The 15,768-nt window shown below is 75.7% G+C and carries 12 protein-coding genes; 6 read left to right on the forward strand and 6 right to left on the reverse strand.

All coding sequences use genetic code 11. The features are described from left to right. Nucleotides 1-17 precede the first annotated feature (17 nt). The 3 genes from OZ948_01910 to OZ948_01920 are packed head-to-tail and all read right to left on the reverse strand — an operon-like array spanning nt 18 to nt 3,570. Nucleotides 18-1,430 carry an FAD-binding oxidoreductase gene (locus tag OZ948_01910; GenBank protein ID MEB2343475.1) on the reverse strand — a complete coding sequence of 471 codons (1,413 nt, stop codon included), beginning with the start codon at nt 1,428-1,430 and terminating at the stop codon, nt 18-20. Then, entirely contained in the window at nt 1,427-3,106 is a 1,680-nt protein-coding gene (locus OZ948_01915; protein ID MEB2343476.1) for a glycerol-3-phosphate dehydrogenase/oxidase, read from the reverse strand. The genes OZ948_01910 and OZ948_01915 overlap by 4 nt, the downstream gene beginning before the upstream one ends. Next, a complete protein-coding gene (locus tag OZ948_01920; GenBank protein MEB2343477.1) occupies nt 3,103-3,570 on the reverse strand; it encodes a cytochrome c in 468 nt (155 codons plus the stop codon). Before OZ948_01920 ends, OZ948_01915 begins: the two co-directional genes overlap by 4 nt. Before the next feature lie 73 nt (nt 3,571-3,643). On the opposite strand from OZ948_01920, the gene OZ948_01925 reads away from it, so the two are divergent. Both OZ948_01925 and OZ948_01930 read left to right on the forward strand, forming a co-directional pair. After that, entirely contained in the window at nt 3,644-5,233 is a 1,590-nt protein-coding gene (locus OZ948_01925) for an AarF/UbiB family protein (protein ID MEB2343478.1), read from the forward strand. A 148-nt stretch (nt 5,234-5,381) separates the two neighbouring features. Further along, nucleotides 5,382-6,071: a response regulator transcription factor gene (locus OZ948_01930; protein ID MEB2343479.1), complete on the forward strand. Its 690-nt coding sequence runs from the start codon at nt 5,382-5,384 to the stop codon at nt 6,069-6,071. Here OZ948_01930 and OZ948_01935 read toward each other — a convergent pair. From OZ948_01935 to OZ948_01945, 3 genes are read right to left on the reverse strand one after another with little or no spacing between them, the layout of a single operon-like run. After that, a complete protein-coding gene (locus OZ948_01935; protein MEB2343480.1) occupies nt 6,029-7,933 on the reverse strand; it encodes an ATP-binding protein in 1,905 nt (634 codons plus the stop codon). The two genes, OZ948_01930 and OZ948_01935, sit on opposite strands and share 43 nt — an antisense overlap. A 16-nt stretch (nt 7,934-7,949) precedes the next feature. Beyond that, a complete protein-coding gene (locus OZ948_01940; GenBank protein MEB2343481.1) occupies nt 7,950-8,228 on the reverse strand; it encodes a hypothetical protein in 279 nt (92 codons plus the stop codon). Nucleotides 8,229-8,277: 49 nt separating this feature from the next. Continuing rightward, the gene (locus tag OZ948_01945) at nt 8,278-10,086 is read right to left on the reverse strand and encodes a DNA mismatch repair protein MutS (GenBank protein MEB2343482.1); all 1,809 of its coding nucleotides are present in this window, start codon (nt 10,084-10,086) and stop codon (nt 8,278-8,280) included. A 136-nt stretch (nt 10,087-10,222) separates the two neighbouring features. Between OZ948_01945 and OZ948_01950 the strand changes: the two genes are divergently transcribed. From OZ948_01950 to OZ948_01965, 4 genes are all read left to right on the forward strand, one after another. Further along, nucleotides 10,223-11,695: a hypothetical protein gene (locus OZ948_01950; protein MEB2343483.1), complete on the forward strand. Its 1,473-nt coding sequence runs from the start codon at nt 10,223-10,225 to the stop codon at nt 11,693-11,695. A gap of 87 nt (nt 11,696-11,782) precedes the next feature. After that, complete coding sequence (locus OZ948_01955) at nt 11,783-13,351, forward strand: radical SAM protein (protein MEB2343484.1); 1,569 nt, start codon at nt 11,783-11,785, stop codon at nt 13,349-13,351. A gap of 4 nt (nt 13,352-13,355) precedes the next feature. Beyond that, nucleotides 13,356-14,846 (forward strand): GMC family oxidoreductase, encoded by a 1,491-nt coding sequence (locus OZ948_01960; GenBank protein ID MEB2343485.1) that lies wholly within the window; start codon nt 13,356-13,358, stop codon nt 14,844-14,846. Continuing rightward, on the forward strand, nt 14,843-15,499 hold the full coding sequence (locus tag OZ948_01965) for a hypothetical protein (GenBank protein ID MEB2343486.1): 657 nt from the start codon (nt 14,843-14,845) through the stop codon (nt 15,497-15,499). Before OZ948_01960 ends, OZ948_01965 begins: the two co-directional genes overlap by 4 nt. The last annotated feature ends 269 nt before the right edge of the window (nt 15,500-15,768 follow it).

Below are 15,768 nucleotides of genomic sequence, written 5' to 3' on the forward strand. Positions count from 1 at the left end.
CGTCCGGTGGATGCCGCTCAGGGAGCGCCCGTACGCGGCGGGAGCAGGTTGCCCGGGTTCAGGAGGCCCTCGGGGTCGAGCGCGTCCTTGAGCTTCAGGAGCAGCTCCGCGCCCGCCGCACCGACCTCCTGCGCGAGCCAGCCGCGCCGCACGCGTCCGATCCCGTGGTGGTGCGCGATGCCGCCGCCGGCGGCGAGCGTCGCCTCCATCGTGCGCCGCCAGCACTCTGCGTAGACGGCCGGGATCTGGTGCGCTTCGGCGGGCCTCACCGCGAAGCTGAAGTAGAGGTTCGCACCCGAGCGGTAGGCGTGGCTCGCGTGGGCACTCGCCGCAAGCAGGCCGGGCACCTCGCCGAGCGAGCGGACGACGCCCTCGTAGAGCGCCGGGAGCCGGCTCCAGGTGGCCGCCACCTCGATCGTGTCGACGACGACGCCCTGCTCGAGGAAGCTGCGGAAGCTCGGCACCTGGTTGCGGTGCGCGAGCCAGTGGGACACCGCATCCGGATCGGTCGGGGAGCCGCCGCCCTCCCGGCACAGGGCCGAAGCGGCGGCGAGCTCGGCTTCGACGGCCGGGGCGGGCCCCTCGTGCAGGAGCAGCAGCAGGGCGCGGCCGCGCGGCGCGAAGTCGCGGAAGCCGCGGCGCGACTCGCGCGGGTCGTAGAGGCGCACGACCGGGGGCCGCCAGCCCGCGCGCAGCAGCCGGCGCATGGCGAGCAAGCCGGCCTCGAAGGAGGCGAAGTGCAGGGCCTGACCGCGTGACGCCTCCGGCAGCGCCCGCAGCGAGAAGGTGACCTCGGTCACGATCCCGAGCGTGCCTTCGCTGCCGAGGAAGAGCTGGCGCAGGTCGGGGCCGGCCGCGGCGCGCGGCGTCTCGCGCGTGCGCAGGATCGATCCGTCGGCGAGCACGACCTCGAGCGCCAGGACGGCGTCCTCGATGCTCCCGTAGGCCGTCGAGAACTGGCCGGCCGCACGGGTCGCGACCCAGCCGCCGACCGTCGAGAGCGCGATCGACTGCGGGTGGTGGCCGATCGTGAAGCCCTCCTGGCGGACGCGCTCCTCGGCGTCGGCGCCCATCGTGCCGGCGCGGAACACGGCGAGCGCGTCGTCGGCGTCGAGGCGCACCAGGCCGGCGAGCGCGCGCGTCGAGAGCACGACGTGCTCGGCGCCGGCCTGCACCGCGCCGCACACGCCCGAGCCGCCGCCGCGCGTGACGAGCGGAAGGCCGAGCGCGCGGCAGGCGCGCAGGGCCTGCGCCACCGCGCCGGTGTCGCGGGGCTCGAGCACCGCGAGCGGCAGCGGGCCACCGCGGCCTGCGAGCGCCGCCCACTCGGCCATCACCCAGGCGTCGGCGCGGTGCGCGGCGCGGGTGGCCTCGTCGTCGCGCACCATCGCGCCGAGCTCACGGCGCAGCTCGGCGAGCGCCGCGCTCACGAGCCCGGCTCCGCGAGGCGTCGCGCCCCGCGCTCGACGACCGGATCCGGAGCCGCGCCGGCGCTCCGGAACGCGAGATCGGCCGCGAGGCGCGCACGCAGGGCGGCGCGTTCGCGCTCCGTGCGCTCCGGCGACCAGCCGAGCAGCGCCGCCATCCGCGCCGCCGCCGGCTCGACGATGGCCTCGCGCGCGCTCGGATCGTAGAGGGCCACCCGCGTGCGCCGGTAGACGAGGTCCTCGAGCGTGCGGGCCGCCTCGATCTCCACCGCGTGACCGACCTCGCCCGCGAGCACCGTCGCGCCGGGCACCAGCGGCTCGCGGCCGCGTGCCACCACCGCCTCGGCCTCCGCGCCGTAGAGGCGCGCGAGCCGGTCCGCGGCAGCCGCATCGAGATGGGCCTGGGCGGCGAGCCGCGCGGCGAGGGCGTCCACCTCGCCGGCGAAGTCGCCGCCCGGGAGCGGCGGCTCCGCGCCGGGCTCGGCGAGCTGGCGGCCGAGCTGCTCCGCCACCCGCGCGACCGTGGCCTCGGCCATCTTGCGATAGCCGGTGAGCTTGCCGCCGGCGATCGTGAGCACGCCGGCAGGGCCGAGCAGGAGCTCGTCCTTGCGCGAGATCTCGGTGGGCGCCTTCCCGGGCTGTGCCACGAGCGGCCGCAGCCCGGCCCAGGCCGTCACGCAATCGGCAGGCTGCAGGGTGGACACGTTGAAGTGGCGGACCACAGGCTCGAGCAGGTACTCGACGTCGGCGCGCTCGACCGGGGGCTCGCGGTCGGCACCGCCGCCGTAGCTGGTGTCGGTGGTGCCGAGGTAGACGACCTCGCCGCGCGGGATCGCGAAGATCGAGCGCCGATCGGCGGCGCCCAGGATCGCGATGTGCCGGATCGGCAGGCACGCGGCCGGCAGGCCCACGTGCACCCCCTTCGAGAGGTGCAGGAGCGGCGCCGCCCCGGGCGCCTCGAGCCGCCGCAGCGCCTCGACCCAGGGGCCCGCCGCGTTCACGACCACGCCCGCCCGCACCCGGATCCGCCGCCCGCTCTCGGCGCAGCGTGCCTCGACGCCACACGCGCGCCCGCCCTCGACGAGCACGGCCTCGACGGGCGCGTAGGAGAGAGCGCGCGCGCCGGCCGCCGCGGCGTCGCGCAGGTTCGCGAGCACGAGGCGAGCGTCGTCCGTCAGGTACTCGCGGTAGACGCAGGCCCAGGGCGTGCGGTCGCGGCGCAGGAGGGGCTCGCGGCGCGCGAGCTCCTCGGCGTTCCAGTTCCGGTGGCGGTCGGCCTCGGCGACGGCGCCGAGAGTCTCGTAGGTGCCGAGCCCGGCGCGGAACTTGAGCAGCGCCGCCCGCGAGCGGGCCGGCACCAGCATCCAGCGCGGTTCGGCCAGGTGCGGCGCGAGCCGGTGCACGTGCTTGCGCTCGAGAGCCGTCTCGCGCACCAGCGCCACGTCGCCGAGCGCCAGGTAGCGGAGCCCGCCGTGGATCAGCTTCGAGGAGCGGCTCGAGGTGCCCGAGGCGAAGTCGCACGCCTCGAGCAGCGCCACCGAGAGCCCGCGGCGGGCGGCCTCGCGCGCAACGCCCGCGCCGGTGATGCCACCGCCGATCACCACGCAGTCGAAGCGCTCGCGCTCGAGGGCGTCGAGGCCTGCGCTGCGATCGGAGCTGGAGAGGACGGGCGCGCTCACGGGCCGCCGGACGCCTCGCTGGGCTTCTGGAGCGTCTGGAGGTACTCGACGATCAACAGCATGGTTCCACGGCGCGCCGCCTCACGGGCGGGCGACTCCGCGCGCTCGCCCGCGTAGAGCTGCTCACCCCAGACGGGCATGCCGGAGGTCCCGTGGGCGCGCGGGGCTCCGCGCCCGTCGAGGAAGTCGGCGAGGCGCTCGCGCTCGAGCGGATCGCCCCAGCGCGTGGCGAGCCGGGTCAGGTCGCTCGGCGGCGGGCTCGAGCTGGCGCCGGCCGGGCCGTCGCCGCGCGCGCTCGCGCCGTGACAGCTCGCGCAGTAGCGCGCGTAGAGGTCTGCACCGCTCTCGAGAACGGGGTCCTGCGCGCTGCCGGGCGCAGGATCCGCCTCCCGGGGCTCCCGCTCCGGCCCGGGCGCGCAGGCGGCAGCGGCGGCAAGGCCGAGGGCGAGCAGCCAGGGACGCATCGCGGTCCTCCCGGAGAGCGGAGGTAGCAGCTCGCTCGGCCCCACCGCCATCGCCATCGGCTAGAGTGGCGCGATGCAGGACCTCTCGCGCTTCGCGTTCAGCGAGGACGGCCCGTGGGAGGTCGATCCCGAGCGCATGGCGTGGCGGCACGAGGTGGATCGCCTCCGGGTGGCCAGCCAGGCGCAGGTGCCCGACTGGGTGCGCCGACGCGCGCTGCCGCCGCTGCGGCGCTCGGCGAGCGCCGGCGCGCGCGTGGGTGGGGCGCTGCTCGCGTGGCGCCTCGGCGAGCGCCGCGCCGGTGGCGAGGCCTCGCGCGCCGGGCTCTCGCGGCGGCTGCGGCGCGCGTTCGAGGCGCTCGGCCCCTCGTACATCAAGCTCGGCCAGATCGTGTCGTCGGGGCAGGGGCTCTTCCCGCCCGAGCTCGTCCGCGAGTTCCGCCAGCTGCGCGATCGCGTTCCGCCCGAGCCCTTCGAGGTCGTGCGGCGGGTCGTCGAGGAGGATCTCGGCCGGCCACTCGAGGAGAGCTTCGGGTCCTTCGAGCGCGCGCCGCTCGCGGCCGCCTCGATCGCGCAGGTGCACCCGGCCGTGCTGCGCAGCGGCGAGCCCGTCGTGGTCAAGGTGCAGCGGCCGCAGGTGGCGCGGCTCGTGCGCCTCGACCTCGCTGCGATGGCGTGGATCGCGCCGTGGCTGGTGGGACGGATCCCGGTGGCGGCGCTCGCGAACCCGCCGGCGCTGGTCGAGCTCTTCGCCGAGACCATCGCCGAGGAGCTCGACTTCCGGCTCGAGGCCCAGAACATGCTCGACATCGCGCACCTCCTGCGTGACGCCGGGCAGACCATCGTGGTGGTGCCGCGCCCGCACCCGGAGCTGGTGACGCGCCGGGTGCTGGTGATGGAGCGGCTCGGGGGCTTCCACTACGACGACATCGAAGGGATGAAGGCCGCCGGCATCGACACCGGCCAGATGGTGCGCTCGCTCATGATCTCGTTCCTCGAGGGCGCCATGATCTACGGCGTCTTCCACGGCGACCTGCACGGCGGGAACCTCTCGGTCCTGCGCGACGGCCGCGTGGCGCTCTACGACTACGGTATGACCGGCCGGATGGAGGAGCCGCAGCGGCTCGCCTTCCTGCGCATGATGATGACCGGCGCGGTCAACGACGTGCGCGGCCAGCTCGCGGCCTTCCGCGACCTCGGCGCGCTGCCGCCCGACGCCGACCTCGACGAGATGCTGCGCCTGCTCAAGGTCGACGAGCCCGTACGCGATCCCACCCGGATGAGCAGCCAGGAGCTGGTGCACGAGATCCAGGACGTGATCAAGGGCCTGCTGCGCCATGGCGCGCGCCTGCCCAAGCACCTGATGCTCTACGTGAAGAACATGCTCTTCTTCGACGGCTCGATCGCGCGCTTCGCGCCCGACGTGAACCTGTTCGGCGAGGTGGCCAAGATCTACGCCTACTTCGCCGAGAAGCACGGCGCGCGGATCGCGCGCGACATCGGCTTCGACCCCGGCCAGGCGCAGCTCGACCTGGAGGGCATGAAGAAGTCGATGGGGCTCGAGAACGACGTCGAGCAGCTCACCCACCGCCAGCTCCAGGAGCGGCGGCAGGCGATCCGCGAGCGGCTCGAGGAGGCAGGTCCGCAGCTGCGCCGGGGTGCCTAGCTCGGACGGCTGTCCCCAGAACGGGTGATGGCGCCGGCCCGGGCGCTGGGGTCGAATGGGTTCCGGGCAAGGGATCCCCGTGGAACGACCCCGGGGAACGGATCGACGAGAGCGGATCGAAGGAAACGGGCCGAAGGAGCCGGGTCCGATGGCGCTCCCCGCCGTCTTGCTGGTCGAGGACGATGCGGCCACCCGCGCGCGGTTGCGCGCGGTGATCGAGGCCCACGCGGGGCTTGCGCTCGCGGGCGCCGTCGGGAGCTGTGCCGAGGCGCGCGCGGCGCTCGCCGGCGCCGCGCCGGCCGTGCTGCTCACCGACATCGGCCTGCCCGATGGCAGCGGCATCGACCTGATCCGCGAGCTGCGCGGCCGGGGCCTGCCGACCCTGTGCATGGTCGTGACCGTCTTCGGAGACGAGCCGCACGTGGTGTCGGCGATCGAGGCGGGCGCGCTCGGCTACCTCCTGAAGGACGCTCCTGCCGAGGCGATCGGGGGCGCGATCCTCGAGATGCTGGCAGGCGGCTCGCCGATGAGCGCACCGGTGGCCCGTTTTCTGTTGAAGCGCTTCGAGCCGGCGCCGGCCGCTCCGGCACCGCCCGCGCCCGCGTCCGGCGCGCCCACGCCCGGTCCCGGTGCTCCCACGCTCTCGGCACGCGAGCGCGAGGTGCTCGGCTACATCGTGAAGGGCTTCACCTACGGCGAGATCGCGCGCCTCACCGGGCTCTCGGCCCATACCGTGGCCACCTACGTGCGGCGCGTGTACGGCAAGCTCGAGGTGCACTCGCGGGGCGAGGCGGTCTACGAGGCGCTGGCCTCCGGGCTCGTTGGCGTCGACGGCTGAGCCGCCGGCCCCTCGCGCGGCAGGCGCAGCCGCACCGTAGTGCCTTGCGGCCCGCTCGCGACGCTGAGCGTCGCGCCGATCCGCTCCGCGCGCTGGCGCATGTTGGCGAGCCCCCGGCCGCCGCCGCTGCGTTCCGCCTCGCCGGGCGCCGCGGGGTCGAAGCCGCGACCGTCGTCGGCGATCTCGACGAAGACCCAGGCCCGATCGCCGTCCCGCTCCTCGCCGGTCCGGACGGTCACCACGCGCGCACGGGCGTGCCGGAAGGCGTTCACCACCGCTTCCTGGAAGATGCGCAGCACCTGGAGCGCGGTCTCGGGGCCGAAGCGCGCCGGCCGCGGGACGTCGCGCACCTCCCACGCGAAGCGCAGTCCGCGCCCTTCCAGGCGCGGCCCGATTCGGGCGCGCGCGGCGCCGAGCAGCGAGAGAAGGTCGGGCTCGGAGGGATCGAGCGAGTCGATGCTGAAGCGCAGGTCTGCGAGCGCGTCGTGGAGCGCCTCGGCGACAGCGCCGCGCTCGAAGCCGCCGCCTTCCACCATCGCGAGCGCCGACACGATCTGCCCGCCGGCCCCGTCGTGCATCTCGCGCATCAGCCGCTCGCGCTCGGCGGTGATCGCGCGGTCGCGCTCGAGCTCGGCCATGCGCGCGTAGCTGCCGGCCAGCTCGCGGCGCTTCTGCTCGACGCGCTCCTCGAGCTCGAGATTGAGCTGCTGGGCCTCCGCGACGCGCGCGCCGAGCGTCGTGACCAGCGCGGCCGCCGTGGCGAGCGCGAGGACGGCCGGGGTGTAGGGGCTCAGCGCGAAGCCGAGCAGCGGGCGTGCGGCGAGCACGCTCACGACGTCGTGCAGGCCCGCCGTCAGCCCGAGGACGCCCGCCGCCAGCAGGCCGGCGCTCGCGTGGGGCATCACTCCGGCGCGCCGGGCGCCGATGGCGAGGTGGAGCAGGTAGGCGGCGATCACGATGTCGACGACCCACCAGAGCCAGTCGACCGCGGGGACGAGCAGGGGCGGCACCAGGAAGCGGAGCAGGGCGCCAGCCGCGATCGTGCCGAGCAGCACCCGTTCGAGGCGTGGCCTCCGGAGCTCGAGCGCGCGGTGGAAGCCGATCGCGAAGAGGGGTGGGAACGAGTGGAGCAGGAGCGACGACGGCAGCCCCTGGCCCACGTCGATCCACGAGCGCATCGGCTCGAGCAGCGGCAGGCACCAGGCGGCCGTGCCCGCGACGAACCAGCCGGCCGCGCGCGTCGGGTCCCAGCGCGCGAGCAGCACCACGATGGCGCCGCAGGCCAGCGCGAACCACGCGAAGGAGGAGGGCGCCACCGACTGGCGCAGGTAGTCGCGCTCGCGCTCGGCGTGCACGCTCTCGGCAGGACCGATCACGAGGGTGCCGAGCGTGCCGATCCGCCAGACCGCCGTGCGGTAGCGCAGCGCCAGCTCGTTCGCGGCGGGGTGCAGCTCGTCGGCGGGCATCAGGACGAGCAGATCCGGCTCGGTGGGCAGGAGCTCGCCGTACTGCGGTCGCGCATCGAGCTGCGGACGCCCGTTCAGGAGCACCCGCAGATGCTCCCAGTCGCCCGGGATCGTGACCGCCCACGGCTCGTGCCGGCTGGCCGCGAACTCGACGCGGTACCAGCCTTCGAGGGACTGCGCGCGGCGCCGCAGACCCCAACGGTCCGGGAGTGCCACCGCTCGCCAGCCAGGATCGTCGCGCGGCGGAAGCTCCTCCCGCGCCGTCGGGTGGAACCACGCCCGGGTCACCCGCTCGAGCGCCGCAGGAGACGGCGGCGCGGGCGCGCAGCCGGCCGCGAGCGAGGCCGCCACGAGCAGGGCGAGGGCAGGAAGGCGCACCGGCCCGGATCGCTTCACGCGCCCCAGGCTAGGGCTACACCCGCGCGGCACGCTCGTAGGGGGTGGGCCGGGCCGGGTCGAAGCGGCCGAGCTCGCGCTCGAGGCGGCGGGCCGGCCGCGCCGCGAGCGCCAGGCCCTGCTCGGCGAGGAACGCCCCGAGATGGCGCCGGCAGAAGCCCAGCGCCTCCGCGGGGGTCAGCCGCTCGGGGTCGAGGCCCACCTCGCGCAGCCGCAGCCACAGGGCATAGCGCGACACCAGGCGGCCCACGCCCACCGAGAGCTCCGCATGGAGATGGTCGAACACGCGGCGCATCGAGCCTCCGGTCCCCAGGGATCTAGGTGGGAAGGCGGAGCGCCGCGTGTCACACGTCGAGGCCGACCGCGCGCATCAGCTCGATCGCGTTGCTGCGGGTCACCACGCCGGGCTGCATGCGGTAGTCGAAATGCATGCGGCCGTCGACGAGTCGGTCCTCGAAGTGCACGTTCGCTGCGCAGAGCTCCGGGGCGTCCGCGAGGCGCGCGAGCGCGAGATCGTGGGTGGTGACGAGCCCGATCGCCCCGCGCGCGACCAGGCTGCGCACGACGGCCTCGGCGCCGATCCGGCGGTCGTGGGAGTTCGTGCCGTGCAGCACCTCGTCGAGCAGGAAGAGCACCGGGAGCGCTCCCTCCGTCGCGTCGACGATCCGGCGCAGGCGGCGGATCTCGGCGTAGAAGCGCGAGTGGCCTTCCTGGAGCGAGTCGTGGACCTGGATCGAGGCGCCGATCGCGCAGGGCGTCAGGCGCAGGGCGGCGGCGCGTACCGGGGCACCCGCCAGGGCGAGCACCGCGTTGGTCCCGACGCTGCGCAGCAGGGTGCTCTTGCCCGACATGTTCGAGCCCGAGACGACTAGCACGCGCCGGGCTCCGTCGAGCCGCAGGTCGTTGCGGACGCAGCGCGCCTCGGCGAGCAGCGCGTGCCCGAGCGCGCGCGCCTCGAAGCAGGGCGGGCCCTCGAGCAGCTCCGGCCAGGCGTCGGCGGGATGCTCGTAGGCCTGGCCCGCCAGCGAGGCCAGCGCCTCGAGCTCACCCACCGCTTCGATCCAGCGCCGGAGCGCCGGGCCGTGCCGGGCGCGCCAGGCGTCGACGGCAAAGGCCACCTGGGTGGTGAAGAGCAGCGCGGCCCCGATCGGTGCGAAGAGCTGGTTGCGGCGCGCGTCGAGGAGCTGCGCGAGGAGGGCGAGCCGGGCGATGGCCTTGGCGGGGGGCCTGCCGTCCTCCGCGGACACCGCGGCGCGCAGTGCCACCAGGCGCGGGGCGCCGAGCTCGGCGCGCTCGAGGATGGCGAGGAGCTCGGCGAGCAGGCCGAGATCGCGCACGACGGTGTCGATCTCACGTAGCACGCGCCGCACCCGGCCGCGCACGCGCGCCGCGAAGCCGGCCGCGGTCGCGAGCACCACGAGCCAGGGCACCAGCAGCGGCGCGCCGAGCGCGAGGCCCGCGAGCCCGGCGAGCGATGCGAGGGCGAGCCCGAGCGCCGCCGCACGCAGTGCGGGCGGCGGCGGCGGCGGCGGCGCGTCGCCCCAGGCCGCGAGCGCCTCGGCGTGGAGGCCCGCCGCCACGCGTTCGCCGGCGAGCGCGAGCTCCTCGCGAAGGTCGAGCGCGTCGCGCAGCTCGGTCGCGGCGGCCTGGCGCGCACGGATCGCCTCCGGCGAGGAGGGCGCGAGCAGCCAGGAGGCCAGCACGTCCTCGCCAGCCGTCGTACGCGCGCGGCACAGCAGCTCGAAGAGGGAGCCTGCGCCGAAGAGGTCGAGATCCCCGGCGTAGGGATGGTGCGGGTCGCGGAAGCGCTCGCCCGCGCTGCCGCGACCCGCGAAGCGGGCGTCGAGGCGCGCCAGCCCGTCGTCGTACCAGGCGGCGGCGCGCTCGGCGCTCCGGCGGCGGTGCAGCAGCCGGTCGTGCCGGACCACGAGCGCCGCGAAGGCGAGCGCCGGCGCGCCGAGCGTCCAGGCGGGAAGGCGCCCGTCGCCGACCACGCCCCACAGGAGCGCGAGCCCGGCCACGAAGACGGCAAGCCGCGCGTTCGAGACGCGTCGCGCAGAGGCGCCGGTGCGGGCTGCCTCGGCGCTCCGGACTGCGCGCCGGCGCTCGTACTCGGCCTGCGCGGGGCTGGCGGGCTCGGCGGCGACCGTCATGGGCGCCCGAGTCTGTGCCAGCAGCGCGCGGGACGCACCGGGTCCGCGCCGGCCGGCCAGGGGCTCGAGGACCGGGCAAGCGCAGCTCGGCGGGGAGGCGTTACGGTTCCGCCGCGTCCTGCCGAGGGGGAAGGGGATGGACCGTCGCGTCGCCGCCCGCAGCACCCGAGGCCGCCCGTGGTGCCTCGCGCTCGGGCTCGCCTGTACGCTCGCCGGGTCCGCCCCGGCCCGCGCGCAGGAGAGCTTCCTCCTGCCGCTCGAGGCCGCTGCGCCCCTTGCCCTCGGGACCGCGTGGGACCGCGGCGAAGCGCGGCCGATCGGCGACCCGGGTGCCTGCATGGGCGGGGCGGGCGCCGAGCGGCACGAGGGGGGGCCCACGACCTGGACGCTCGTCGTGCTCTCGCGTGCCGGGGGGCGCCTCCTCGTCGGCGCCCACGTGGCCCGCACGATCGCGAGCGAGGGGCTCGCCGAGGCGCGGATCCCCGACGCCGCGCGCAGGCTCGCGCAGGGCGAGGGTGCGGACTTCCGCCTCCTGTGCGGTGACGGCTTCGTGGCGGCGCGCGCGCTCGGGGGCCAGTACGTGGGCGAGATCGAGATCGGTCCCGGGCAGGCACGGGCGGCCTCGGCCCGGCTGCGCACGGGGGTGTGGACCGAGCCCGGGCCGTTCCAGGCCGGGCTCGAGGCACTTGCCAGGGCGACCGGAGCCCAGGCTCGCGAGCTTCCCGGCGGCCGCCGCTCCGAAGCAGTGCCGATCGCGCCCGACGAGCTCGCCCGGCGCGCGCTCGCCTTCCCGGACACGGTGACCGCGGAGACCGCGGCGCCGTTCCTCGCGATGGTGCGCAGCTATCCCGAGTGGGCCTTCGCCGGCACCACGATCGCGATCGACCCGACGCTCGGCTGGGGCGACGCCGCGCGAGCGGTGTTCCTCCACGACGCGGCTGCTGGCGGTTCCGCGGCGGCAGCGCGCTCGGCGGAGATGCGCAAGGCGGTCGTGAAGCGGCGCCCTGGCGATCCGCGCCGGCCCTTCGGGATTCCTGCCGGCGCCGCGTTCGCGGGACGCGCCGTCGAGCCGGGAAGCGCGGCGGAGGCCGGGCTCGCGGGGGGAGCCGAGCCCGCGGCGAACCCGTCCGCCCCCGCCGCGGCTCCTGCAGCCCCGCCGGCGCCGGCACCGGCCGTCGAGGCGCTGCCGGCATCCGTGGCTGCGACCGCGGCCGAGCCGCCTCCCCCCGTGGCGCAGCGCCGCCGCATGGCGGCCCTCGTCTATGCGGGCCCGGAGGGCGGGACGCCGGTCTTCGCCACCACCCAGGCCCCTCCCGGCGTCTACGCCGAGAAGGTGAAGCAGCGGGTCTACTGGGTGCCCGGCGTGGCCGCTCCGACCGACGCGGTGCGCGAGGCGCTGGCCCGGGCGGCGGCGGCGCCTCCGGCGCGCGGGACCACGATCGTCGTCGCCGAGGTCGCGGGGACGGCCGTGGTCCTCACCGACGTCGCACCGGCGCCCGGCATCCATGCGGAGCCGGCGGGTGCGCTGCAGGCCTGGATCGCCGGCGTGACGGCGCCGACCCCTGCCCAGCGCGAGGCCCTCGCCGCCGCCGCCCGGGGCGGCGACTGACGCGGCCCCGGAGGCGCGACTACCCTCCGCCCCCCGATCGCTGGCTCGGCCGGGCGCCTGCGCGCTCCGCGCCGGAGGGGGCCCGACTTGCGCGTCCTGCTGATCAACCCGTCCTACCCGTTCGAGGAGTTCCCGCGCCTGCTCGTGACGCTCCCCTACCTGGCCGCCGCCCTGCGCGCCGAGGGTCACGAGGTCGAGATCCTCGACTTCCTGCTCGCACGGGTGACACCCGAGAAGGTCGAGCGCCGCATGCAGCGCTTCCGGCCCGAGCTCGTCGGGATCACCTCGGTCACGCTCAACCACCACATCGCGGAGTCGATCGCGGAGGTCGTGCGCAAGTGCGACGAGCGGGTGCCGATCGTGATGGGTGGCCACCACGTCTCCTTCGAGATCGAGGGCTCCTTCCAGCGCCTGCCCGCCCTCGACTTCGTCGCGATCGGTGAGGGGGAGCACACCCTGTGCGAGCTCGCGCGTGCGCTCGAGGGGCGTCTGGACCTGCGCGACGTGAGGGGCCTGGCCGGCATCGACCGCTCGACGGGCCGCGCCTGGAAGAACGCGCCGCGCCCGATCGAGGACGACCTCGACACGCTGCCGGAGCCGGCCCGCGACCTGATGCCGCTGGCGCGCTACCTGGCCTTCGACAGCCACGCGAGCGTCGTGACCAGCCGCGGCTGCCCCTACGAGTGCATCTTCTGCTCGGCGCCGGCCTGGAACGGCCGCCGGGTGCGCTACCGGGATCCCAAGCGCTGCATGGACGAGATCGAGGAGCTGGCCCGGCTCGGCTTCACCGAGATCACGATCGAGGACGACCTCTTCACGCTCTACCGCAAGCACTTCCTGGCCGTGTGCGGCGAGCTGATCGAGCGCGACACGGGGATCCGCTGGAACGCCTTCTCGCGCGTCGACACGATCACGCCCGAGATCGTCGCCACGATGGCGAAGGCCGGCTGCCAGGCGATCTGCTTCGGGGTCGAGAGCGGGAGCCAGGAGATCCTGGATCGCGTCAAGAAGCACTCGAACCTGGCCAAGGTGAAGGACGCCATGCGCATGGCGCAGGATGCCGGGATCTGCGCGCTGGCCTCGTTCATCGTGGGGCTGCCCGGCGAGACCGAGGAGACGCTGCGCCAGACGGTCGCCTTCGCGGAGGAGCTGCAGAAGGAGTTCGGCTCGCTCTACGGCTTCCACATCCTGTCGCCCTTCCCGGGCACCGAAGTGCGTGCGAAGGCCGCCGAGTACGGGCTCGAGATCCTCCACAGCGACTGGACGCGGTACGACGCCAACCACGTGGTGTCGCGCACGCCCGGCGCGAGCCCCGAGGCGATCCAGGCCGTCTCGGACGCCTACGAGGACACGATCGAGCGCTACCTGCGCTATCAGGACCACCTCTACGCCACCGACCAGCTCCGGGGCTACGAGCGCAAGACCTATCTGCGCCGGCGGCGCCAGGCCCTGCTCTGGAAGCTGCTGCTCGAGGAGGTGGTGGAGTCGCTCCCGGCCTTCCCGGGCGACGGCGCGGCGGGCCTCGGGCAGGCGGTCGCGGAGGCGACGGGCGTGGATGCCGGACTTGCCGCCGACGAGATGCAGCGCGTGATCGCGCTCGGGGCGCTGGTCGGGGACCGGACGCCGGAGGGGGTGCGCTGGCGCTGGGCGGAGTGAGCGCGTGAGCGAGCCTCGCCTGCGGGCCGACGCCGTCGTCGTGGGCTCGGGTGCGGGCGGCGCTCCGGCCGCCGCCGCGCTCGCCGAGGCGGGGCTCGAGGTGGTGCTGCTCGAGGCCGGCGCGCGCTGGGAGACGCGCGACTTCGACGGCGAAGAGGCGCGGATGCTCGCGCGCCTCATGAAGGCCACGACCGCGTCCGGCAGCGGCATGGAGCTCTACGCCGGCGCCTGCGTCGGCGGCTCGACGGTGGTGAACGACGCCCTGTGCTGGGCGCCGCCGCCCGAGGTGCTCGCGCGCTGGCGCGCCGAGCACGGGCTCGTGGGGCTCACGGAGAGCACGCTTGCGCCGCACGTCGAGCGCGTCTGGGCGGAGATCGGCGCGGCGCCGACGGGCCCCGCGAACCTCTCACGCAACGCGCGGCTGCTCGAGGCCGGCGCCCGGCGCCTCGGCTGGGCCGGCGCGGCGATGGCGCGCAACGTGCGCGGCTGCGTGAACCTGGGCCTGTGCAATCTCGGCTGCCCGAGCGGCGCGAAGCAGTCGGCGCTCCTCACCTGGGTGCCGCGCGCCGAACGCGCGGGCGCGCGGGTCCTCGCACACGCGCGGGCGCTGCGCGTGGCGATCGAGGCCGGCCGCGCGCGCGGCGTCGAGGTGCTGCGACTCGACCCGGCGAGCGGCGAGCCGGCCGGTCCCTTGCGCGTCGAGGCGCCGCTCGTGGTCCTGGCCGCGGGCATCCTCGAGACCCCGGCGCTGCTCCTGCGCAGCGGGATCGCGGCGGGCGAGGGGCTCCAGTTGCATTCGAGCGTGTCGGTGACGGCGCGCTTCGCGGAGCCCGTCTACGGCTTCTTCGGGCCGACCATGGCCTACGCCGTGACCGAGTTCAGCGACGTCCACGGCCGGCACGGGCCCGGCTTCATGCTCGAGAACGTGTCGGTGGCAGCGCCCGTCACCGCGAACGCGCTGCCCCGCTTCGGAGCCGATCTCGAGCGGGCGATGGGCGCGCTCCCCCACCTGGCGCGTACCGTGGTGGTGCTGCGCGACGAAGCGCGCGGCCGGGTGACGCTCGCGCGCGACGGCAGCGCCCGCATTGCCTACGCGCCGACGCCCGGCGACCTCGGGCGCATCGGCGACGCGATCGGGCGGCTCGCGCGCCTCTACCTCGCAGCCGGGGCCGAGGAGGTGTGGCTCCCGCTCGAGGCGAGCGCGCCGATCCGCAGCGAGGCCGAGCTCGCGGCGCTCGCGCCCCGCGCGCTCGGCCCCCGGGATCTCACGCTGCTCTACGCGGTGCACCTCTTCGGCGGCGCCGCCATGGGCGGCGACCCGGCGCACAGCGTCTGCGACGAGGCGGGCGCCGTACGCGGTGTCGCGGGCCTGTACGTGAGCGACGCGTCGTCGCTGCCCGGCAACACCGGCGTGAACCCGCAGGTCACGATCATGGCGAACGCGCTGCGCATCGCCGAACGGGCGCGGACCGGCGAGCGTGCGAGGGCTGCATGAGCCGGCCGAGCATCGGCGTGAACGGCATCGGGCATCGGTGTGAGCCTCGGGAGGCGCCGGGTGTGAACGCGGCGGGGCCCACGCGCGAGGTCGAAGCCGCGCTCGCGCGCCTCGATCGGCGCGGCTTCCTGCGTCTCGCCGGCACCGCGACGGCCGCGGGCCTCCTGCCGGCAGGCTGCGGCGCCGCCCCGGCCGCGCTTGCGCCGCCGCCCGGGCTGCGCCTCGCCGTCCTCTCGCCGCGCGCCTACGCCACCTTCCAGGCCTTCGCGCTGCGTCTCGTCGGCCCCGCCTGCAGCGCGCTCGTCACCTCGCGCGCGATCGACCCGGCGGCCGCGGCCGACGCATGGGTGGCGCGCCTGCCCGGACTCGCGAGCGCGCTCGGGCAGGGTCTCGCCGTCCTCGAGTGGGCGGTGTGGCCGCTCCTGCCGAAGCTCGCTCCCTTCACGGCCCTGGACGCCCGGGCGCAGGATCGCGTGCTCGAAGATCTCCTGCGTTCGCGCATGGCTATCAAGCGAGACCTCTACCGGGGTCTCAAATCCCTCGCGACCCTCACGGTCTACGCCCAGCCGGCCGTCCGCTCCCGGCTCGGGCACCCGGGGCCCTTCTCGGCCGAGGGCATCGCCGCGGCGATGCGCTGGGGCGACGGACCCTGAAGGTTCTGGGATCCCGAGAAATTCTCCGAGGGAATCCAGCGGCTTGCCTGGATGGTCGGGCTCGGGCAGCGCTGCGAGCGGGACGACCGCGCGGCGGGGGGCTCGCGCAAGCGGAAGCCTTCGCCTACAAGACTGTCGACGGTCGCGCTGGCGAGATCTTCGCGCCCGACCGGCCGGCGAGCTGGGCCGGCGAGCTGGGCCGGCGAGCTGGGCCGGCGAGCTGGGGACAGGCCCGGCGATTCGGCGATTCTCGCGTCGCGAGAATCGCC

This window comes from Deltaproteobacteria bacterium (assembly GCA_035063765.1).
Lineage (GTDB): Bacteria > Myxococcota_A > UBA9160 > UBA9160 > PR03 > CAADGG01.